Origin of the sequence: Chryseobacterium sp. 2987, from assembly GCF_031456375.1 — a bacterium.
GTDB classification, from domain to species: domain Bacteria; phylum Bacteroidota; class Bacteroidia; order Flavobacteriales; family Weeksellaceae; genus Chryseobacterium; species Chryseobacterium vaccae.
Genome location: NZ_JAVDUN010000003.1, coordinates 639,727 through 661,286 on the forward strand (window position 1 = coordinate 639,727; position 21,560 = coordinate 661,286).

The 21,560-nt window shown below is 38.2% G+C and carries 19 protein-coding genes; 4 read left to right on the forward strand and 15 right to left on the reverse strand.

Annotated features, from left to right (window positions below; all coding sequences use genetic code 11):
• Positions 1 to 90: 90 nt before the first annotated feature.
• The 4 genes from J2Y40_RS12570 to J2Y40_RS12585 all read right to left on the reverse strand — a co-directional run bounded on the left by J2Y40_RS12570 (position 91) and on the right by J2Y40_RS12585 (position 3,318).
• Positions 91 to 1,152: a beta-ketoacyl synthase N-terminal-like domain-containing protein gene (locus J2Y40_RS12570; RefSeq protein WP_309999253.1), complete on the reverse strand. Its 1,062-nt coding sequence runs from the start codon at positions 1,150 to 1,152 to the stop codon at positions 91 to 93.
• A complete protein-coding gene (locus J2Y40_RS12575; RefSeq protein ID WP_309999255.1) occupies positions 1,149 to 2,348 on the reverse strand; it encodes a beta-ketoacyl-[acyl-carrier-protein] synthase family protein in 1,200 nt (399 codons plus the stop codon). The genes J2Y40_RS12570 and J2Y40_RS12575 overlap by 4 nt, the downstream gene beginning before the upstream one ends.
• A gap of 77 nt (positions 2,349 to 2,425) precedes the next feature.
• Positions 2,426 to 2,683: a phosphopantetheine-binding protein gene (locus J2Y40_RS12580; protein WP_153396211.1), complete on the reverse strand. Its 258-nt coding sequence runs from the start codon at positions 2,681 to 2,683 to the stop codon at positions 2,426 to 2,428.
• Positions 2,684 to 2,778: 95 nt separating this feature from the next.
• Positions 2,779 to 3,318 carry a 3-oxoacyl-ACP synthase gene (locus J2Y40_RS12585; protein ID WP_309999261.1) on the reverse strand — a complete coding sequence of 180 codons (540 nt, stop codon included), beginning with the start codon at positions 3,316 to 3,318 and terminating at the stop codon, positions 2,779 to 2,781.
• A 171-nt stretch (positions 3,319 to 3,489) separates the two neighbouring features.
• Between J2Y40_RS12585 and J2Y40_RS12590 the strand changes: the two genes are divergently transcribed.
• The 3 genes from J2Y40_RS12590 (at position 3,490) to J2Y40_RS12600 (ending at position 6,217) form a co-directional block, all read left to right on the forward strand.
• Positions 3,490 to 4,800 (forward strand): hypothetical protein, encoded by a 1,311-nt coding sequence (locus J2Y40_RS12590; RefSeq protein ID WP_309999264.1) that lies wholly within the window; start codon positions 3,490 to 3,492, stop codon positions 4,798 to 4,800.
• 15 nt (positions 4,801 to 4,815) lie between these two features.
• Positions 4,816 to 5,610 carry a DUF6438 domain-containing protein gene (locus tag J2Y40_RS12595; RefSeq protein WP_153396205.1) on the forward strand — a complete coding sequence of 265 codons (795 nt, stop codon included), beginning with the start codon at positions 4,816 to 4,818 and terminating at the stop codon, positions 5,608 to 5,610.
• 85 nt (positions 5,611 to 5,695) lie between these two features.
• Positions 5,696 to 6,217 (forward strand): DUF6705 family protein, encoded by a 522-nt coding sequence (locus J2Y40_RS12600; RefSeq protein ID WP_153396203.1) that lies wholly within the window; start codon positions 5,696 to 5,698, stop codon positions 6,215 to 6,217.
• Between the two features lie 63 nt (positions 6,218 to 6,280).
• On the opposite strand, the gene J2Y40_RS12605 is transcribed toward J2Y40_RS12600, so the two are convergent.
• The 6 genes from J2Y40_RS12605 to J2Y40_RS12630 form a co-directional block, all read right to left on the reverse strand.
• Positions 6,281 to 7,414 (reverse strand): beta-ketoacyl synthase N-terminal-like domain-containing protein, encoded by a 1,134-nt coding sequence (locus J2Y40_RS12605; RefSeq protein WP_309999268.1) that lies wholly within the window; start codon positions 7,412 to 7,414, stop codon positions 6,281 to 6,283.
• Entirely contained in the window at positions 7,411 to 7,839 is a 429-nt protein-coding gene (locus J2Y40_RS12610) for an acyl-CoA thioesterase (protein ID WP_309999270.1), read from the reverse strand. Before J2Y40_RS12610 ends, J2Y40_RS12605 begins: the two co-directional genes overlap by 4 nt.
• 50 nt (positions 7,840 to 7,889) lie before the next feature.
• Entirely contained in the window at positions 7,890 to 9,158 is a 1,269-nt protein-coding gene (locus tag J2Y40_RS12615) for an ABC transporter permease (protein WP_153396197.1), read from the reverse strand.
• On the reverse strand, positions 9,145 to 9,903 hold the full coding sequence (locus J2Y40_RS12620; protein WP_309999274.1) for an ABC transporter ATP-binding protein: 759 nt from the start codon (positions 9,901 to 9,903) through the stop codon (positions 9,145 to 9,147). The genes J2Y40_RS12615 and J2Y40_RS12620 overlap by 14 nt, the downstream gene beginning before the upstream one ends.
• 1 nt (position 9,904) lies before the next feature.
• Positions 9,905 to 10,900, reverse strand: coding sequence for a BtrH N-terminal domain-containing protein (locus tag J2Y40_RS12625; protein ID WP_153396193.1), 996 nt, complete (start codon positions 10,898 to 10,900; stop codon positions 9,905 to 9,907).
• Positions 10,901 to 10,962: 62 nt separating this feature from the next.
• Complete coding sequence (locus tag J2Y40_RS12630) at positions 10,963 to 11,367, reverse strand: hypothetical protein (protein ID WP_309999276.1); 405 nt, start codon at positions 11,365 to 11,367, stop codon at positions 10,963 to 10,965.
• A 263-nt stretch (positions 11,368 to 11,630) separates the two neighbouring features.
• Between J2Y40_RS12630 and J2Y40_RS12635 the strand changes: the two genes are divergently transcribed.
• The gene (locus J2Y40_RS12635) at positions 11,631 to 14,543 is read left to right on the forward strand and encodes a pitrilysin family protein (protein WP_153396189.1); all 2,913 of its coding nucleotides are present in this window, start codon (positions 11,631 to 11,633) and stop codon (positions 14,541 to 14,543) included.
• Positions 14,544 to 14,896: 353 nt separating this feature from the next.
• On the opposite strand, the gene J2Y40_RS12640 is transcribed toward J2Y40_RS12635, so the two are convergent.
• From J2Y40_RS12640 to J2Y40_RS12660, 5 genes are read right to left on the reverse strand one after another with little or no spacing between them, the layout of a single operon-like run.
• Positions 14,897 to 15,340 (reverse strand): ABC transporter permease, encoded by a 444-nt coding sequence (locus J2Y40_RS12640; protein WP_309999279.1) that lies wholly within the window; start codon positions 15,338 to 15,340, stop codon positions 14,897 to 14,899.
• Between the two features lie 6 nt (positions 15,341 to 15,346).
• The gene (locus J2Y40_RS12645; RefSeq protein WP_153396185.1) at positions 15,347 to 15,778 is read right to left on the reverse strand and encodes a hypothetical protein; all 432 of its coding nucleotides are present in this window, start codon (positions 15,776 to 15,778) and stop codon (positions 15,347 to 15,349) included.
• Entirely contained in the window at positions 15,778 to 16,917 is a 1,140-nt protein-coding gene (locus J2Y40_RS12650; protein WP_153396183.1) for a beta-ketoacyl-ACP synthase III, read from the reverse strand. The genes J2Y40_RS12645 and J2Y40_RS12650 overlap by 1 nt, the downstream gene beginning before the upstream one ends.
• Before the next feature lies 1 nt (position 16,918).
• Entirely contained in the window at positions 16,919 to 17,833 is a 915-nt protein-coding gene (locus J2Y40_RS12655) for a dialkylrecorsinol condensing enzyme DarA (protein WP_153396181.1), read from the reverse strand.
• A gap of 43 nt (positions 17,834 to 17,876) precedes the next feature.
• Complete coding sequence (locus J2Y40_RS12660; RefSeq protein ID WP_309999283.1) at positions 17,877 to 21,554, reverse strand: MMPL family transporter; 3,678 nt, start codon at positions 21,552 to 21,554, stop codon at positions 17,877 to 17,879.
• Positions 21,555 to 21,560: the final 6 nt, after the last annotated feature.

Consider the following 21,560-nt stretch of genomic DNA (forward strand, 5'->3'; position numbering starts at 1 on the left):
TCATTAATTGTTTTTAAGTTTCAGCATCAAAGTTCCTGAACGTTAAATTAACCTTACAGTTTATAGATCTTAATGGTTTAAAATCAAAATCTAAGCCCTTTCCAAAAGTACCAGACTGTGATCTTCTCCCGCCAGATGATTATAAAGTAGAATATTTCTGACCTCTCCTTTTTTCACATCATTGATCATCATCACATCCGGAATTTGCTGATCTTTCAGAATATGGCAGGCCATAAACGTTGAAAAACCGCTTGCCGTATTAAATTCTCCACTCAGATGTTTATAATACAACAGGGTAGAAGCCGGAAAAAGTTCCGCAGCTTTGGTATAATACAGGTCTGACTTTGCATCTCCGCTGAATCCAAGGATCACAGCATCAATGTCTTCATTTTTTACATTATTTTGAGCTAAAAACCCATCAATAAAATCCTGGGTTTCATCCAAATCTACTTTACTGCTGATCTGAATGTTTTTAAGCCGGGCATAAGAATTATTTGTTTTATTCTTTCCAAGTACGAAGAAAGCTGCCCCTTCGCCCCAAATTACTCCATTAGTTTCCGAATGCAGATAATCAGCAGGAAGATCTTCCTCTTTTTTAATGGTGTTATTTAAACAGTATAATTCCATTGTTCTGCCCGTCTGCTCGTCTGTAGAGCCAACAAGAACGTTGTCTGCTTCCCCGTCATTAATCTGAAGCTTGGCATCCAGAAATGAAAATTCCAGAGAAGAAGAGGTGTTGACATACGTGAAATTATAAGCGTGACACTGCAGCCCCAGAGCAATTTGCCCGGCTACGGTATTGTGTGTTGATTGGATGAAGAATGTAGGGGTAAGGAATTCTTCATGATTATCGATTACATTTTTCAGAAACTTCTCAGAATCCTGGGAACACCCCATTCCGGTACCAACGATAATGGCGTCCGGCTGCTCAATTCCGGCTTCTTTCAACGCATAATGAGATGCAACGGAACTCATTTTTACCGTTTTGGACATTCTCCTGATCATGGCAGGAGGAATAAATTCTTTATAATTCGGATCAATTGCCTTTAAGGTCTGAACCGAATTTTCAGGGTTGAGATTTTGAAAAAAGTTCTCTTTTAAAGTATCCTGAACTGAGATGCAGGATGCACTGTTGATGTATACGGCACTCATGATTTTGAAAAAATTAAAGTAGAACAATTTCCTCCAAATCCGAATGAATTGGAAAGGACATGATGGATGCTTTTCTCTTTCAGCTCAGTGATTGGTGTAAGGTCGAACTCTTCCATTTTCGTTTTAAAATTCAGGTTCGGGAAAATAACTCCATGCTGCATGGCCAGAATAGAATATACCGCTTCAATACCTGCCGCTGCTGCCAGCGTATGCCCGGTAAATGCTTTGGTAGAGCTGAACTCAGGAACCTGTCCTTCACCAAATATCCTGATCATGGCAATTCCTTCAGAAAGGTCATTATTAGGTGTTGCTGTTCCATGAACGTTGATATAGTCGATGTTTTCTTTGTTCAGTCCTGATACTTTCAGAGCCTGCTGCATGGCAAGGAAAGCCCCCTGTCCGTTTTCCGAAGAAGCGGTCTGGTGGTGGGCATCATTGGCATTACCATATCCGGAAAGATAAGCGAGAACCTTTTTGTTTTCTTTTTTTACCACCTCATCAGATTCAAGAACGATATAAGCGGCTGCTTCTCCCAGATTCAGACCTTTTCTGTCGTTATCGAAAGGGGTATTGTAAGAATCAGTGAGGATCATCAGCGTGTTGAATCCGTTCAGGGTAAATTTGGAAAGAGAATCCGTTCCGCCAACAATGACGCGGTCCAGCACTCCGTTTCTGATGAGTTTTGCCCCCATCATAATGGCATTGGCTGCCGATGAACAGGCGGTACTGATGGTAGAAACCATTCCTTTCAAACCTAGATAATCAGCAATGGCCAGTGAGGAATTTCCCGCATCATGAGCATCGATGTATTTTTGCTTTTCAGGAAAGTCTTCGTAAGAGTAGAAGTATTTTTCAGTAACATCCATTCCGCCTACGCTGGTGGAAGAAATCAGCCCGGTTCTGTATCCGTTGATATCTGAGATTCCGGCACTTTCTACTGCTTCTTTAGCGGCAACCATACCCAATAAAGAAGTTCTTGTAATATTGTTGTCTTCAGAAAGCTGAAGTTGCTGTACAAGTTCTTCATTGGATTTTTTTATTTCACCGGTCTTGAATGTTCCTGCGTGACGGGTTTCAAACATCTGAATGTCTGAAATACCATGTCTCCCGGTTTTCAGTGAAACAAAATTTTCCTCCACGTTGTTTCCGATGGAAGAAATGATGCCCATTCCTGTTATGGCAATTTTCTGATTCATTTTAAATAATGTAACAATGCATGAATGTAACAGTTTACCAATGATGGATAGGTTGATACACTGTTACATTGTTATATTTACTTCGTTCTGTTCTCTTCAATGAATTTCGCCATAGTGTCAATAGACTGGAAGATTTCCTTTCCTTTTTTAGGATCAGATAATTTAATTCCGTAGTCTTTATCCAAAAGAACGATCAGTTCAAGAGCGTCGATAGAATCAAGTCCTAATCCTCCTCCGAATAAAGGATCTGTATCTTTAATTTCTTCTGCGGAAACATCTTCAAGGTTAAGAACTTCAATGATTTTGTGCTTTAATTCAGTTTTTAAGTTTTCCATAAAATAGTTTAATAATGTACCAATTCAACAATGTATCCGTATATCAATCCTTAGAATTCAAAATGGTTACATTGTATTTATAGTGTTTAATTTTTTTATAAGGTCAGCAAATATACAAAAGCTTTGTAATTATCCTGATAAAGTTCTGTCCATCCGCAGAGAACTTTTTCTGCTTTCCCCGATAAAAGGAGCTGCTCGGCATAATCGTTTAAGAATTGCTCATCAAATTCTTCCAGAACAAAGAAAGCATTTTCAGTCTGCATTTTGTGCCTGATGCTGATTTCCCCTACACAAATATTGGGAAGGGTATATACAAATACGGCGGGGCTTGGGAAATAATTTTCCTGCGAATTGATGGTTTCCTGGTATTTATGATCGGTATCCAGACTGGAAGAACGGTTGGCAAGAACCAAAGCGGTACGGCTGTGGTCTTCATCCTTTAAAATCATTTCAGCGGAAAGAAAAGCCAGCTTGCTCAGGTTATCCATTTTATGAAATTTAGGATAGCTGAGTTCTAAACTTTTATAAGCTTCTTTTGCAAATTCCTGAAAAGAGGTACTGTGACTTTCAAAAATAAGGTTTTCATCAACGGTTATTTTTGAATGTTCTATGATGCAGCGGGTTGTTTTCTTCATGGTCAGCAACATTGCTTTTTTTTACAAATATAAAATAATTTGAAATGATAACTGTTGGGTATTGGTTTATAACGGAAAGTTGTTACATACAGAATAAGAGATAAATTATTTTTTAAAAATCACCTAATTGGGAAAAATTAATTATATTTAATCCGCTAGAAAACAAAATGTATGAGAGAAAAATTAAATGTAAGACAGCTGCTTCTGGTTCTCCTGGCAGCATTCTCTATCTATTCATGTGCCCGCGAAGATTTTCTTCAGCAGGAAACCTCAAAAGAGGCAGTATCTGCTTCTTCAGCTAAATATGCTTCCAGAAGCTTATGGAAAGAAGATGATGTATATATCGGGAAAGTACAGCAGGTTTTCCTGAAACATGCCAATCTGGAACGTTTCAATACCACGTATGGTGAACTGTATTGGAATTATGCGATGAGTTTCGGTCAGTTTGGTGAAAAATACCTACTGGTTCCTATTGTGAAAAAAGATAAGGTTGTCCTTTTGATGGAAGCGGTAAGAAAAGGAGACAGGCTATATTTCTATGAAAAGAACGATATGGATCTTTTGACCTTCTTCCAGCATGTATTATATTCCAGCATCATCAGCCACAGCGAAGTGATAGACGGTAACAAGGCTGCTAAAGCAAAATACATATGCTCTACAAGAACCATCGTCATTGGCTGTCTGAATGGACAAACAGACTGCGAACCGGTAAGCTATTCTCACATGGTCTGCGAATGGCAAGGAGACAGTGGCGGAGGTGTTCCTCCTAAAAGCTTTCCTCCATTGGGTGATCCGTTTGGAGGCGGTGGAGGTGGCGGCGGAGATGATGGATATGAATATCCTGATCCGCCGGAGGAAAATCCTAATCAGGATATAATCAATCAATTAACAGATTATCCTTGTGCTCAAAGTCTTCTGGAGCAATTACCTAATATGAATAATGAGTTAGCAAGAGTATTAAAAGATATTTTCCAAAATAATGACGACTATAGAATTACATTTAAAGGTAAAAGCGGTTTAGGAGATAAAGATGGAATTACAAGTACTGTTTCTAAACCAGATAGTAATAAATTTTTCGCTACTATTTTTCTAAATGATAATGTGTTAAAAAATGCAACAAAGGAATATATTTTGATAACCATGTATCATGAAGTAGCACATGCTTATTTAGACTTTGAACTTAAACGTCTAGGACAAGCACAATTTGATGAAACATATCCTGTTTATGTAACAGGTGCAGATTATGCGCCAGATGGAACTATTGTGAATAGATTTGGGTTTAAGGAAGGGCATCAAAATGTTGGATTCTTTTTAAGTACACTTGAAAATATTTTATCCGCTTATAACCCTAATCTACCTCCAGAAACAGTAAAAGCAATGGCTAAAGCTGGAATAACTACAATGACTGAAGAAGAGAAAGTCCTTAATGCAAATGAAAGAGATACAACTCTTGGAAAACAAAAGGGTACAAAATGTCCGTAACTTAAGCCAGATACTATGAAAAATATCATACAAACTTTTATATTGTTCTCTTTTACCATTGTTATTTCTTTGAAACTACACGGACAAGAAAAGAAGTTACAAGATACCTGGATCTCAAAGAATAATGATGTTATCGTAATAAAAGAGAAAGGCAATAGGTTTAATATTTTAAGTACGCTGGAAGAAGAAGAGCAGCTCCCTTTAAATATTACGGGTGACAGCCTCAATTTTTATTCTGAGTATACAAAAGTTGGATCAAATAAACAATATTTGAACAAATATGATTTTTTTATCAAAAGCCTAAGCAAAAAAAAATTAATACTTCGCCCTGTATCTGATTTATCAAAAGAATATTTTGGAAATAGGGAAGAGGTAACTTTTATCAGGCAGAAGTATAATATAGATCCATCAATTTCATTTGAAAAAATAGTGTATCATACAACCGGTTGCCTTGGAACTTGTTCGGTAATTGACTTAGAAATCGATAAAAACCGGAACATTTATTGGGATGGGGAAGTCTTGAATAATAAAGATCGATCAGGACAGTTTAAAGGACAGCTATCAGAGGCCTTATATGATGAATTGATCAATATTTTGAAAAGCTCCAACCTAAAAAGCTGGTCATTTCCTGAAAAAGAAGGGCATGACGGAGCGGTAACCACCTTGATCCTCTACTATAATGGAGAAAGAAAGTATTTTAAATCAATGTTTCCGCCAACTATTGCACAGCAGTTAATTGATTTTTTGTACGGACTGGATCAAAAAGTAAACCTTATCCGTACAGATAAGAAAAAAGTATTAGAAAGATAGGATATTTTTAATTCATTATACTCATAGCTAATAAACTTCATTACTGTTTTTGAATAAGGCCTTTCTTCAATAATTGAAGCAAAAAATGAAAAATATAATTTATTTACTAACTATAATATTCTGTGTAATCTTTACTAACTGTTCTGCTCAAAGCAATTACCACAGACTAGATCCCAATGCTGACAAGTTTGCAGGAACATGGAAATGGGGAGATACCAATAATGGTTTCCTATTAATCATGAAGAAAGAAAATAATATAAAAATTATTGAAACAAGTTCTGATAGGTTAGATCTAATTATTGGTTTTCACAAAATTTATAAAAATGGGCAAATAACAGAGGATAACACAATGTTTAGCAATACCGATTTTAGCGATAAAAAAAGATCAATTAAAGCATTGACAGAAGATAATCATCCTAATCTATTAACTGTATTTATGCCGCATAAAAATAAAGGTATAATGATGAAGATATCTTATATAGATTCTACTCACATCAAGATAATAGAAGTTGAAAATCAGGAGGGTGTAAGATTTATTCTTCCTGGTCAAAGCCCTACAGATTGGTCTATTGATATACCTAATAATATTGTTCTGACAAAACAGTAAGTTCTATTCTAAAATAATTTTATCATAAAAATACCCTTTCAAAAATCCTGAAAGGGTATTATTTTATTTTTTCTCTAAAACAACCGCCGCATTACATCCACCAAAGCCCGAAGCAGTTTTTAAAATATACTTAATCTCTGCCTGCTGGTTTTCCCTGATGATATTCAGTGGCTCTGAAACACCCATTTCCTCAAAGTTTTTTGAAGGAATTAATGTTCCGTGAAGGGCACTTTCCATTGAAATAATGCTTTCAAGAAGACCGGAAGCACCCAGACAATGGCCGTAATAGCCTTTCATACTGTTGAGGGGAATATGCTGAAGGTTCATTCTGCTGAAAGCGATGGATTCCATCTCATCATTGTAAAGAGTAGCGGTTCCATGCGCAGAGATAAAATCGATTTGTTCTGCTGTTACTTCAGCTTCTGTCAAGGCATTTCTGATACTGGCGTACAATCCGTCTCCCGTTCTGGAAGGCCCGGAAATATGATTCGCGTCATTCACTGCCGAGTCTCCTAATATTTTAAACCTTAATTTTTCATTTTCAGAGGGGGAAGAGGTGATATAAACAGCTGCCGCAGCTTCACCGATATTGATTCCGTTTCTGTTTTTATCATAAGGCTTGCACGGCCCGTCTCCAATGGCCTGAAATGAATTGAACCCTGAGATCACAAATTCAGAAAGTTCATCACCCGCAATCACAAAAGCATCTTTATATTTTCCGGCCTGAATCATATTTTTGGCAACAGCAATAGCCATCACCCCTGAAACGCAGGCATTGGAAACTACAATAGGTTTTGTGGTAAAACCAAAATAATCCGCGATTTTTTGAGCCAGTTTGGATAGATAAACGCCTTCCGGAAGCTTAGATTGATTCTTTAAAAGACTAATGTTTCCTTTGGTTGTGGATAAAATGAAAGCTGTTTCTTCAGAAACCTGATGCCTTTTCATCAAAGGTTCCATGCTTAGGAGAAACATTTTTTCAAGCCTTGTAAAATGAGTGTCCTCAAAACGGCTGTGGAATTCTTCTTCCAGTTTTTCAGAATCGATCATTGAAGCATAAAAAGCCTCCTGACTATCTATGATCTTGTGTAGTGCTACACCGGATTTTCCTTCCACAAGAGCGTTCCAGTTGGAAGAAATATCAAATCCTAAGGGAGTGACGCAGTTATAGTCTGTAATGTAGGTTTCCTTCTTCATGATAATCCCATTTTATCTTTCCATGCCTGAAAAAAATCAGGATTGTATAAGCATAAACCTCCATTATTGTCTAAGAATACTTGGATGGTTTCTCCGCTGCACACCAGCTGGTTATCCTGGTTGAAAAGTTCATACCTGTAGATCAGCTTAGCAGAAACAGAATTGATGAAAGTCGTGACGATTCTGAAAGTTTCTCCATATTTTAGAGGAAGAAAGTGTTCACACGTACTTTTCACGATAGGTGTAACAAATCCGGCCTTCTGAATATCAAGATAGGTTAGTCCGTGTTCCCTTCCGAAAGCTTCCCTTCCGTCTTCAAAATAAACGATATAATGTCCGTGCCAGACAATGCCCAGCGGATCTGTTTCATTGAACCGTACCCTTACTTCTTCCGTACAGGTTAATCTGTTTTCTTTAGACTGCATTTTGTTTTTATGATTACCGGAAATCCCGGAAATTTTAATGATGAAATATATTAAATATTATGACGTTTTCTTTCGTAAAAAATGGAAACAGAAACCATCACCACATAAAATGCCAGCAATAACGCCAGCTCTTTGGCTATTCCTGCAATACCACTATTTCTCAGAATAATATCATAATAGGCATTCAGCCCCCAGTTCATAGGGGAGAATTTGGCTACGGTCTGCATAAATTCCGGCATCAGGAAAACCGGAACCCAGATTCCTCCGATTGCTGCCAGAACGACTACTGAAGTAGCGCCAAACGGTGCCGACTGTTCCTGAGTATCTGCCAGAGTTCCCAGTAAAACGCCAAATCCGATGGCCGCTAATCCTGAAAACAGGGTGACAGTCATCAGCTGGAACATTTTTCCGCTCACATCAAAAGCAGGAAGATCCATATACGGGAAAAGGTAAACGCCTACTGCTACCATCAGCAGAAACTGAATCATACAAATGATCAGATACGTACATGTTTTTCCTAAAATATGAACAAAGTATGGGGTCGGGCTGATCCTTGCCCTTACGCTCGTTCCCTGGCTCTTCTCTTTGACCAGATTAATGGAGAGCGGAACCACAATAAAGAAGATGGCAAACAAAGTCCACGCAGGAACATTATGCTGAACAGAATTCGGCATTACATCCATAGCTCCCTTTTTCGGCGTAATTTCTTTAAAGCTGATGAGGTTTTTGTTTTCCTCAAGATTCTCTTCCGTACCCAGCTGGTCCTGGAAAGCTTTGTAGATCTTTTTATTTTCGATCTCAAACACCATTTTATTCACGGAATTCATCACCGAGTTTTTAAATCCTACATTGGTTGCCGGATCAAAGTAAAGGTGGATTTCCTTGGCTTTTGGAGCTGGTTTCGGTGTTTTTGCAGAATCTCCTTCCAGTCCGAACGAACTTACGATCGTCTGAACTTTAGAGTCAATATTTGAATTTAAATCTTTCGTTAAGTTTTCAGGAATGACGATGGCCATCTGGTATTCACCGGAAAACACGGCTTCCTGGGCAGATTTCTCATTATAGTTGGTCAGCAGCTGGAATGTTTTACTGCTTTCCAGCTCATTTTTTATATTTTTTGAAACCTCAGATTGATCGTTATCAATAAAAATAATCGGGATCTTTGAGCCTTCAAGGTTTTTGAAAGTGGAATCCTGAATCAGGGTAATGGTTACGATAAGAAGAAGCGGCATGACGAAAATAATGACGATTCCCCCGATATCCCTTTTCAACAGAAGGATTTCCTTAATAAAGCTTCTCCACAGTTTATACAACAACATCTCTTAATTCTTTTCCGGTTAATGAAATGAAAACATCTTCTAAGTTTTCGGCACTGGCGATCTGGGCAACAAGCTCTTCCGGTGTTCCCACAGCATGAATTCTTCCTTTATCTATAATTGCAATTTTGGTACAGAATTCCTCTGCTTCAGAAAGGTGATGCGAAGTATAAATAATGCAGGTTCCGTTCTTGTTCAGCTCCTGTAGAAAGTCGATGATCACTTTTTTAGACTGTACATCAACTCCAACAGTAGGTTCATCCAAAAATAATACTTTCGGATTGTGAAGAGTTCCTGCGATGAGGTTGCATCGGCGTTTCATTCCTCCTGAGAACTGTTCTACCTTTTTATCAGCAAACTTTGAAAGTCCCATGATCTCTAAGGATTCCTCAATGGCTTTGGTTAAATATTTATGCTTTAAACCGTACAGGCTTCCGAAGAACATCAGATTTTCTCTGGCAGTAAGAGTAGGATAGAGCGCATATTCCTGAGGAACAATTCCGATGATCTGCTTTATTTTGAAACTGTCCTTCTGAGGTGACAGGCCGTTGATCTTAAACTGTCCTGAAGTAGGCTTGATCAATCCCGAAAGCATAGAAATCAGCGTAGTTTTTCCTGCTCCGTTAGGTCCTAAAATTCCGTAGACTTCATTCCTTTCGATATTCAGGGAAATATCATTCACTGAAAACTCATCGGCGTTTTTGTACTTTTTATAAAGATTTTTGATCTCAATTATATTCTCCGCCATATCAGATCGCTTTTCTCAGTTTTTTATAGAAAGCTTCTTCCAGATCAGCAATATGAAGCATGGATTTAGAAAGTTCGTTGTAAATATTGCTCTTAGAGTTCCTGTTTTTGTAAACACGGGCAATATCAACGGCAAAATCCCTCCAAAGATCACCGATTGCTGTAATTTCTTTGGAAAGTTCCTTTAGCTCATCATTTTTAAGAATCACTGAGGCTTCCTGAAGAAAGGCTCCGTAAATAAACCTGAAGCCTCCTCCTCCGGTTCCTATTTCTTCCTGCATTCTGATCAGCTGTCCCAGATAATGATTGGTGACTTTTGTTCCTTTCTTTTCTGCCCATTTCGGAATGCTTCTCGCCACCCATCTCATCGCTTTTACGCCGATAAGGGGAACGGGAGCCAGCATATTTTTGCAGGTATCTTTAATTCCTTTTCTGATAGCTTCTTCCAGATTTACATTTTCCGGAATATAAGTTGGATAATACATATGGCCTTTCGGAGGCAGAGCTCCTTTGGCGTATCTTACTTTTTCAAGTTCCGCTTCGGTAAGAGAGGTTGTATAATCCATTACAGGATCACTGATCAGGAATTTACCATCTTCTTTTCCGTATACCACAAGGTTGTGGGCATTGAAATGGAATTTATATTCTTCAGGGAAATAGGCAAGGTTAAAAACACCTACCTGAAGTCCTGTAGGGATATTCTGTTCTAAATTTCGTTCCAGTGCTTTCTGGGCATCTCCGGGATTCGAAAATTTTTCTCTTTTGATTTTGATTCCCAGTCTTTTAGCTGCTTTGCTGAAAATAGCGCCGGGCATCGGACGATAGCTGAAGCCGGGAGCAAAGTTTACTTTCAGAAAAGGTAAATAGACAAAAAACAATCCTGAACCGATCCCGAAGATCATAGGTTCACTTAGTTTTAAGCCTTTGTTAAGCAGTAGATTGGAGGCGACACCGTTTTCGCAATGGGCGGTTTGATGGTGTTCAAAGTTTAGTTTCATTGTTCAGCTATGGTCTTTTCATTGTCAAATGAATCTGGATCTGTTTGATACAGGGATTCATTTTATTTTCCGTCGAAGTTTTTTAGTTCATCTGTTGAAATCCCAAATGCATCTGCATATTTTTTCAATACAGATTCGCTTAGAGATTTAAATACTTTAGGTTTAGCATGTCTTTTCACTCTCCATTGCCACATTTCCACATAAGCGGCAAGTACAGCAAGGTCCATTTTATTCAGTTCCATAAAATAGATAATTGGACTTACTTTCCCATTGGCCACGTCTTGTTTTGCTTCTTCAATTCTCTCATGAATAAGCTCCATAGACTCGTCCAGGGCGGCTTTTTTAGCATCCCATCCCGTGCTGTTGGCGGTTGTGTAATTGTCGTTTTCGTCCGTCACATACAAGACTTCGGTCATGTTGGCAGACTTCAGATTGCTCTCGTCCTGAGGCAGGTCTTGTTTTTTCATGCAAACAGTATTATTTTTTAGATTTCAGATAGAATAAGGTTCCCTTTTTTTGATTCTTTTAATCAGGTGGCTAAAATAGTGAAAATACATAATATGTAAATCATGTTAAAAATCAACAGTGTCTAAGGGCGCTGGCTGTGAAAAAGGCCTATTTTTGCCTAAAGGTCTTTTGGTCAAAACATGTAATAATTTCATTGTAACAACTGTATTGGTTATAGAGACTAATCCTAATTAGAAATTTAGATTAAAAATAAATAACTGTTATGAAGAAATTTTTTATTTCTGTTTCAGTTTTCTGTATGCTGAATGCTATGGCACAGAAATTTGATACACAGAAGGTAACGGACAGCCAGGGATATTCCTACGAGACTGTGAAAAATGATCAGACCGGGGTAAGGGTATACACTCTGAAAAACGGACTGAAGGTTTATCTGGCAAAAAATGATGACGCGCCAAGAATCCAGACTTATATTCCGGTAAGAACAGGGTCTAACAATGATCCAAGTGACAATACGGGATTGGCTCACTATCTGGAGCACATGGTTTTTAAAGGAACTTCACATCTTGGAACTCAGGATTGGGCAAAGGAAAAGGTTCTGCTTCAGCAGATTTCTGATCTTTATGAACAGCACAAAGCGGAAAAAGATCCGGCAAAGAAGAGAGAGCTGTATAAAAAAATTGATGAAGTTTCCCAGGAAGCTTCCAAGTATGCTATTGCGAATGAATATGACAAAGCTATTTCTTCACTGGGAGCTACGGGAACCAACGCCCACACTTCTCTTGATGAAACGGTTTATAAAAATAATATTCCTTCCAATGAGCTTGAAAAATGGCTGAAAGTAGAAAAAGAACGTTTCTCGGAACTGGTTCTGCGTCTTTTCCACACAGAATTGGAAGCGGTGTATGAGGAATACAACAGAGCCCAGGATAATGACGGTCGTCTGGTAAATTATGCGATGCTGGAAGCTCTTTTCCCTAAGCACCCGAACGGGCAGCAGACAACAATCGGAACTTCCGAGCATCTGAAAAGCCCGTCTATGGTAGCCATCCATAAATATTTTGATACATATTATGTTCCTAATAATATGGCGGTTGTATTGGTAGGTGATCTTGATTATGATAAAACGATCAAATTAGTTGACCAATATTTCGGTTCCTTTAAATATAAAGAGCTTCCAATGAAGAAAATGGTAAGCGAGGAACCAATGACCCAGATTGTAACCAGAACAGTAAAAAGTCCTACTACGCCTAGAATGACCTTGGCATGGAGAACAGATTCTTACGGTACTCAGGAAGCAAGACTGGCGGATGTTGTTTCTAAAATCCTAAGCAACAGAGGTGATGCCGGACTTATTGACCTTAATATCAGCCAAAAACAGAAAACTTTAGGAGCCGGTGCTTACGAATCACCTTATAAAACATACGGTGCTTTTGTAATGGTAGTGGTTCCGAAAGAAGGGCAAAGCTTTGATGAAGCTAAAAAACTTCTTCTTGAGCAGCTGGATCTTGTGAAAAAAGGACAGTTCCCTGAATGGATGCTGAAGGCTATCGTAAACGAGAAGAAAGTGCAGCGTATGAAGACTTGGGAAACTGCGGACGGACTGGCAACAGATCTTTATGATTCCTATATCAATGAAAGAAGCTGGCAGCAGGAACTGGATGAGATCAACGAATATGAAAAGATCACCAAAGCAGATGTGGTAAAATTCGCGAACAATTTCTTTAAAGATAATTATGTAGTAATCAATAAGGAAAAAGGAGTGAATGATAAACTTGTCCGTGTGGAAAACCCGGGAATTACTCCGATCAAGCTGAACAGAGAAGCTCAATCACCTTTCCTTAAAAATATTTTAAGTACAAAAGTAGCAGAGATCAAACCTGAGTTTATTGATTACAATGCAGCCATCCAAACAACTCAGATCAAAGACAAGAAAGTAAGCTTTGTGAACAACAAATATAATGATGTTGCCCAGGTAAGCTATATCTTCCCTTTCGGAACGGATAATGATAAAGAGCTTCCTATCGCTTTAACACTTTTCGAATATCTTGGAACGGATAAATATACTCCGGAGCAGTTAAAAGAAGAGTTCTATAAATTAGGAATTACCAACAGCTTCAGAGCTTCCAATGATCAGATCATTGTTACGCTGAGCGGTCTAGAAAGCAATATGAAGAAAGGAGTAGAGCTTATGAACCACTGGATAACGAATGTGAAAGCGGATAAGGATATTTATAGCAAAACGGTTAAAACAATGCTGGAGTCAAGAGCGGTTGCTAAAAAAGATAAAACCAGAATCATGGCAGCTCTTTCCAACTATGCTAAATACGGAAAGAATTCCAGAATGACAGACATCGTTTCCAAAGAACGTCTTGAAAGTATGGATGCAACTGAGCTTACGAAGAAGGTTAAAGCGTTAACTCAATATCCTTATGAGATTTTCCTTTACGGAAAAGAACAGTCAGGGTTGGAAAGAGCGGTGAAACCTTACATCACAACAGCCAGCCTTCAGCCAGCAAAAGCTAAAGAATATCCTGAACCGGCTACTGAAGGAAAAGTGTACTTCACCAACTATGACATGGTACAGATGGAGATGTCTAAAGTAGCAAAAGGAAATACCGTAAACCTTGGAAACTTCGGAAAAGCGAACGTATTCAATGAATATTTCGGAAGAGGTCTTTCTTCCATCGTATTCCAGGAGATCAGAGAAAGTAAATCATTAGCATATACTGCTTATGTTTCTTACGGAACAGCATCTGAAAAAGGGCATCCTAACTATATCACGAATTATATCGGTACACAGTCAAACAAACTTCCTCTGGCGGTTAATGCGATGAATGATCTTATGGTTTCCCTGCCACAGATTCCGGTACAGTTTGAAAACGCGAGAGGTTCTGCATTGAAGCAGATTGCGTCCAACAGAATCAACAGAACGAATATCTACTTCAATCAATTGGCACTTAAAAAGCTAGGGGTTAACTATGACATCAGAAAAGATATTTATTCTGAAATCCAGGGGCTGACATTACCGCAGCTTACAAACTTCTATAACACAGAAGTAAAACCGGTGAAATACAACACGGCTATTATCGGTAAGAAGGAAAACCTGAACATGGAATCCATCAACAAAATGGGACAGTTCGAGGAAGTTTCTCTTGAAGAGATCTTCGGATACTAATCCTTTTGGTTTAAATAATTGTAAAAGCGGAGCAGAAATGTTCCGCTTTTTTGCTGTATGAAATAATCCTTCCCTGATTATGAAGGTTTCACAGAGGTGACAATGTTTCACGTGAAATAGAGGACCAGAAATTGGTGTTTTTTATCGGTTGGTAATGATAATAATTATAGAAAACATACATGTCAGATGATGAGTATAAATAAGTGTAAAGCTATACATATTCAATAGAGGCGGGCTTTAGCCCGCCTTACAATTAACCAAACCATCCATTGGCTTTAGCCCAAACCTATTGCCCATAATAAAACAAAAAAACCGCACAATCATGTACGGTTTTGTATCGGTTGAATTTATTTTTAAGATTTCACCTCCTGAATAAAAAGGTTGATCTCTGCCCTGATCAGTATTTCATCACGGTGAAAAGTTTCACAGAAAATATTGCAGATATTCTCATACTGTGATATAAGTGAAGCTTTGGAAATAATCTTATCTCCAATTTTGGGAAGAGCGAAGATTTCTATCTTCTTGATGTTGGTAATAAAACCAATCACTTTGGTATCTGCTTCAGGATTTTCGAAGAAGCTTTGTCCCATGATGGAGGAACAGGTCTGGGCAAGGTTTTCAATCAGGCCGCATTCTGCAAATTTATTATTGTGGACAAAGATATTGTCTTCTTTTATTTCAAAGGAAGTTACAACCTTTTCTTCGGTCAATTCCAGGATATAATCTGCCATCAGCATCGGTGTGCGGTGCGGCAGAAAGTTGTGTATATTGATGAGTTGGTCTTCCTTAATTTCCATTCCCTGTTATTTTACTGCAGTTTTCATTTGAGACTTTGCAATGATCTCATTATTCAGTCTGGTAACGATGTCTACCAATGTTACGCCCATTACTTCGTTGAGGATCGTTACTTCCGAAATCAGCTGGTCTCCTGTTTTGGGAAGAGCACCTGCTTCGAAAGATTTGATGGCTCCGATATATCCGGTAGGTGCTTCTTTTCCCAATAAATAATATTTGTATCCGGTATGTAAAGCAACACTCTGTGCCTGATGCTCAATCAGTCCGGATGCCTGGAAAATACCGTTCTGAACAAAAATATTATCTTCTTTGATTTCAAATCCTGAAATCAGGCGGTCTTCAGAAAATTCAGCCAGCTCATGAACCATTACAAAAGGATAACGCTGCGGAATAAGGCTTTCCACAAAGTCCTTGTCGGTTGTAGGCAGTCTGTTTTCCATTAGCAAACCGTTAATAATGAACAAGAATAGGCAAATCTTCCACTTTCAGGAACGCATAGAAGAACTTTTTCCCCTTTTTTCAGTTTTCCGGAATTCATAAGATCTTTCAGTGCTACAAAGATAGATCCTGCCCCAATATTTCCGATGTCAGAAAGGTTGTAAAACCATTTTTCTGCAGGGAAATCCATTCCTTTTTTGGCAAATTCATCCTTCAGCCCCTCTTTAAAGTAGCCGGACGAAATGTGAGCCAGAACGTGATCAATCTTTTCAGGATCAAGGTTATGTTTATCGAAAGAAGATCTTAAACTTTCAGCACCTTTTACCAGAATGTATTTATCAAGGATCTTTGTATCTTGTTTGATGGCGAAAATAGACTGCTTCAGCCATTCATCTGAAGGATAATCGGCCCATGATTTAAGGCTTCCGTCTTCCTGCTTATCGCATCCTGCATACATACAGGCTTCAATTTCGTGAGCATAAGAGTAGAAATCTATAAATTCAATCTTTAAAGAAATACTGTTCTCTCTAGGTTTATTTTCCAGTAAAAAAGATCCTGCACCATCAGAAAGCATCCATCTCAGGAATTCTCTTTTGAAAGCGATAATAGGTCTTTCTTCCAGTAGTTTTAAATTTTCAGCTTCATGGTTGAATTTATCTGCAGTCATCCAGGCAGACATTCTCTCGGAACCTGCACATACCGCATTTTCGTGTACACCAGCTTTTACTGAAAGGAACCCGTAGTTAAGCGCATTCATTCCGGAGTTGCACAGGCCTGTTGCGGTATTAATTTCAATAGATTTTCCGATGTTCAGTTCGCCGTGAACCATAGAAGCGTGTGAAGGCTGGATCTGGTCAGGAGAGGTAGTTCCTACCGATAGCAGCTTCATGTCTTCTTTTTTGAAATTTTCGTCGAACAGTCCTTTAATAGCATTTGCCGTAAGCTGTGCATTAGTGTGGGTAGGATTTCCTTCTTTATCTAAAGCATAGTATCTTGTCGTAATTTTATTATTTCTTAAGATCAGTGATCTCGCTTTAGAAGGAGCATCATTAATCAAACCTAAATAGGCCTCCATTTCATCATTCGATACCGGGTTATTCGGTAAATATGCTGATGCTTTTGTTATAAATACGTCGTACATTCTATTTTAAATTAATTCCTTGTAAATATCTTTTTTGTTTTTGTCTTTTAAACCAGAAAATAGGGGTTGTCAGTAAGTGTAAAACCAGAACGACCGGTGAAATAATCCAAATCGCCGCCATCAAATATACCTTAAAGAATTTTATCAGCAATGGACGTTTTTCTTTTTTCTTGATAATCAGGTTCGACCATACGGTGAAAATCTTGTTTCCTACTTTTTCTACCCGTACCAGGAAAGGGCGGATTTCTATGGCTCCGTTCTTTACCAGCTCAGGCTGAAGGTTCTGTAAACTATTGTTACTGAAATGTTTTTCTATAATCCGGCCATACTTTACAGACCCTGAAATTTCTTCATCCGAAACTCCTGCTGCAGGAAGCATTCCTGATTTTTCTTTCTGCCCCGTAGTCAGCCATCGAAGGATCGTTAGTACACTGGTGTAATTGTCATGACGGTCTACTAAAGCAATATTTCCTACCAGATTTGCCCTCAGGTCCCTTAAATATACCTTCAGTTTTTCCTGGGAAAGCATCCACATATTGCGGGTTCCGGAAATGGTAACCACATCTGTGTCTTTCAGGATCTTCTCTGCAAATCCGCTTTTCAGGAAAGAGATGATCGGAATAGACGGGGTAAGATACCAAACCTGGTAACCGAACAGGATGAGGTCATATTTTTTATTCAGAATCTCATCAGAAGGGGGTAAGATCTCTTTCGGGATCTGAAGGTAAGATTCCGGAAAAGTATCGAAAAAAACATCTTCCGGCCATGGAAAAGGGAAATCTTCTTTCAGGCGAATATTGTAATACGTGACATCATACTCCTCCTTTTTAGCTTCAAAAGGCAGAGCCATGTTTTTCACAATATCTTCCAGTTGCCCGGTTTGTGAGTAATATATAACGAGTATATTTTTTTTCATTAATATTCTTTAGCGGTTACAAAAATATGCTTTTCATATTTATTTAGTGTTTTTTGAATATTTTTATTGCTTCAGAGCTGAATTCTTCATGATAATCCGAATGGTTCAGGGGCGAAGATTCCTGGTTCAGGTAAATAATGGTCCCGGGAATATGCTGAAGCGAGCTGATATCAAAATTCTTATCCGAAATCAGAAGCACATCGATACTTTTAGTCACTTCAGAAACATTCTTTATATAATGAAGTTTTCTTCTTTTTACGAGATAATTATGAGCTGCAATGGCTCTCCTCTCGTCATCCTGAATCAGAGAAAAGATTTTTCTTTCGGCCTGATAAAGGGTAAGGAGAACATCTTTTTGTCCGAAATCATCAGCTATATGCAGGATATTGGCTTCTTTCGGAATGTGTTTATTCAATTCAAAGTAAACAGATTTGTTGGCTTTAAAGTCAGCTTTTACCTCGTTTACTACCTCACTTTCTTTGTATAAATAACTTAAGAACAGTTTTTTCTTAAAGTAATTTTCATCTTCAATTTCATTTCTGAGCTCTGCAAACTTCTGTCTGAAATAGGCATTGATCTTTTTCGTTCTTTCAGAATAGTTTTTTCCGAAACTCATATCATCTTTGCTGATCCTTTCACCAACTTTCACCGTGATGCTTCCGTCATAGATGATGAAATCTCCTTTGGGAAGTACCTCAGAATTTCCATGGATGTATAGCGGGAGAATATCTAATCCGAATTCTTCAGCCAGATAAAATGCCCCTTTGTGAAATCTTTTTACATCGTTGGTATAGGAACGTTCTGCCTCCGGGAAAACCACCAGAGAATACCCCTGATTAATCTTTTCTTTCAGCTTTTCCTTTCCATTTTCTATTCCTTGTGAAACCGGATAGAAGCCCAACGCTTTTACCAGTCTTCCGAAAACTGGGGAGTCATATACCCAGTCATTGACAAGATATATAATTTTATGGGTAGCCATAGCAATGGCAAGAGTATCGAGGAAAGAAGTATGGTTGGCAATGATCACAGCCGGTTTACTGAAATCTTCTGCCGGATTTTTAATGACCTTTTTCTTTACGAGAGGGGTCGTGTGCAATACGGAGGATAAAAATTTAGCCAAAACCAATTTGATGATATCCAGAGTTCTGCCTTGTGCTCTTCTGATGAAAATACTTCCGATCAGTGAAAATACAAACCCTCCCAGTCCGTAATACAAAAATGAAAATACAGACCGCAGGAATAATCTGAAAGTGATGGGGGAAAGTCCTTTTTTCGCTCTGTTGGTAATCAGCAGCCTGAACCAGAACGGATATAATGTGGAAGTAATAACAATTACCGAGAACATTCCAATCAGGGCAACCAAAGCCAGGGAATGAAGGGCAGGATGTTTAGCAAAGATTAGGGAGCCAATGGATAAAATAGTAGTGAATACAGCCAGAATAATTGAAGTTCTGTACGTAGGAAGCTCATTTTTTCCTGTAGTGTGCTCCTTCTGCATAGCCTTGGTAAGGAAGATGCTGAAATCATCACCGACTCCGAAGACAAGAGTACATACCACAGTACTGAAAATATTCAGTTCCAGACCCAGAAAATATAAGATTCCAGCTGTTACCACTCCGGTCAGAACGATAGGGAACATGGTAAGGACGGTCAGTTCAAAATTTCTGAAGAAAACAATGATCGTCAGAATAATAGCCAGTAAAGAATAATTGATCAGGGTACTGAAGTCTCTTTTCAGAAGTCCCAAAAAGTTTTCATTCATCTGCTGGCGGTCGATAGCCAGAGCTTCATGTTGTTTCTCAATATCTTTAATAAAAGCATCTCTTTTCTTTTCATCCACTTTTACCACATTGGAAACGGTGTAAAATCCTTTTTCACTGCTTAGGAATTCAGAGATCTGCAGGGCTTTTACCTTTTCGTAATCTTTCAGGCTTAATATCGGATACTCTTTATTTAAAACATCATTGAAGCCGGTAAATGCACTGCTGTTGAAGCCTAGCTTATTCCCACTGTTCACTAATTCCAAAATGGTTCTGTTCTTTTTGTCTCCATCCCAGAACTTTTTCCAGTTTTCTATTCTCTGCTGCTGGTCTTTTTCGGAAAGAACAACACTTCCCAGTGAGTTGTAGCTTAAAATTTTTCCCTGTTGCTTTTCTTTTTCAAGGAAATGAGCCAGCTGGGAGTTTCTGGTGAGAGCTTCATTTTCAGAATCTCCGTAAGAAATGGTATAAATAGATTTAGACGTAATATCAGAAAGCTTCTGAAGTTTTGCCTCACTTATTTTTAATTCTTTGGGAATATAGTTCAGGTCACCAATATCCTCATTGAATCCAACATGCCGGAATCCGAACAGACACGCAATAATGAGAAGAGAGCAGCCAATAATCAGCGGTTTATTTCTCTCATAAGGATAAGACCCGATCTTGTCGATGAAATTGATGCTGGGTTTCCCTTCTTTTATTTTTGGTTTGTAAAGCTGGGGGACGATGATCAGCGCCGTTATTGAAGAAAGAATTACCGTGATGGCAGCAAAAATTCCAAGATCTTTTAAGGCTTCAGAACGTACAAAAACCAGACATAGGAAAGATACGGAAGTTGTGGCACTGCTCAGTATAATTGGCTGGGTAATCTCTTTGTAAAGTTCTTCAATATTGTTATTATGTTTATAGTGGGTAAGAATATGCAGGGCATAATCAATAGTAATCCCAATAAGTATAGCTCCTACACTTAGAGAGATGGCAGAGATTTTATCTTTAATGAAGTAAAGAATCAGCAGGGCTAATAATACAGAAAAGACGGTGGGAAGAAATACAATAATTGGAGTGAAAAAGTTCCTGAAATAATAGATCAGAAGCACCAGAAGTACCGTCATAGAGATCATTACGGTATTCTGAATATCTTTTTTGATCTGTTTGGCATTGGCAACTGCGATTACCGGAGAGCCAAAATAGCTGAGCTCTGTTTTTCCTTTGAATTCTTTGTTGATACTATCCTTTACTGTATTAAGCTGGTCAATAAAAGCCTCATTGTTTTTCGTGTCGTTGCTTTTGTTCTTAGGTTCAATAAAAAGCAGGAGACTCTTTCCGTCTTTGGTGACGATGTAATTGTCTTCAAGCCTGAAATCCTGGCTGATATTTAAAGCGTTTAATTTTTTAATTCCCAGATAGGTAATTCCCAGAGGGTCTTTTTTGATGAATTCTTTTGTGACAAGACTTGTAGGAGAAGCCAGAGCAATATAATTATTTTCTACCTGTTGGGCAATGCTGTCTTTCTGAAGCTTTCGTTCAATTTCCTTATAATCATTTTTATCAAGGAACAGTGGCAGATTCTGGTTGACAAAATCAAAGGTTTCGGAAATTTCATTGTCATTTACTTTTCCCTGTACAGCACCAATGTATTTTTTCAGAGGCTCAATCTTGCTCATGAAAGTATCTGCAGTCTCAGAAAGATGATAGCTATCCTCATTAGACTTGTTCTCTATGATGACAATAATCTTATCCGAGAAATTAAGCTGCTTAAGGACTTTAGCGGTAAGATCAGATTTTTCGTTCTTAGGGATTATCTGGTTAATATCTTCTTCAAAATTTATTTTTGAAGCAAAAAATCCACATATCAAAGCAATTCCCACAGCAGCAGCCACAGAAAGAATTTTGTTTTTTGAGATCAGATAATATAAAAATATAAAGAAATGATGCATTACCTTGTAAAATCGAGTCTGCAAATTTAA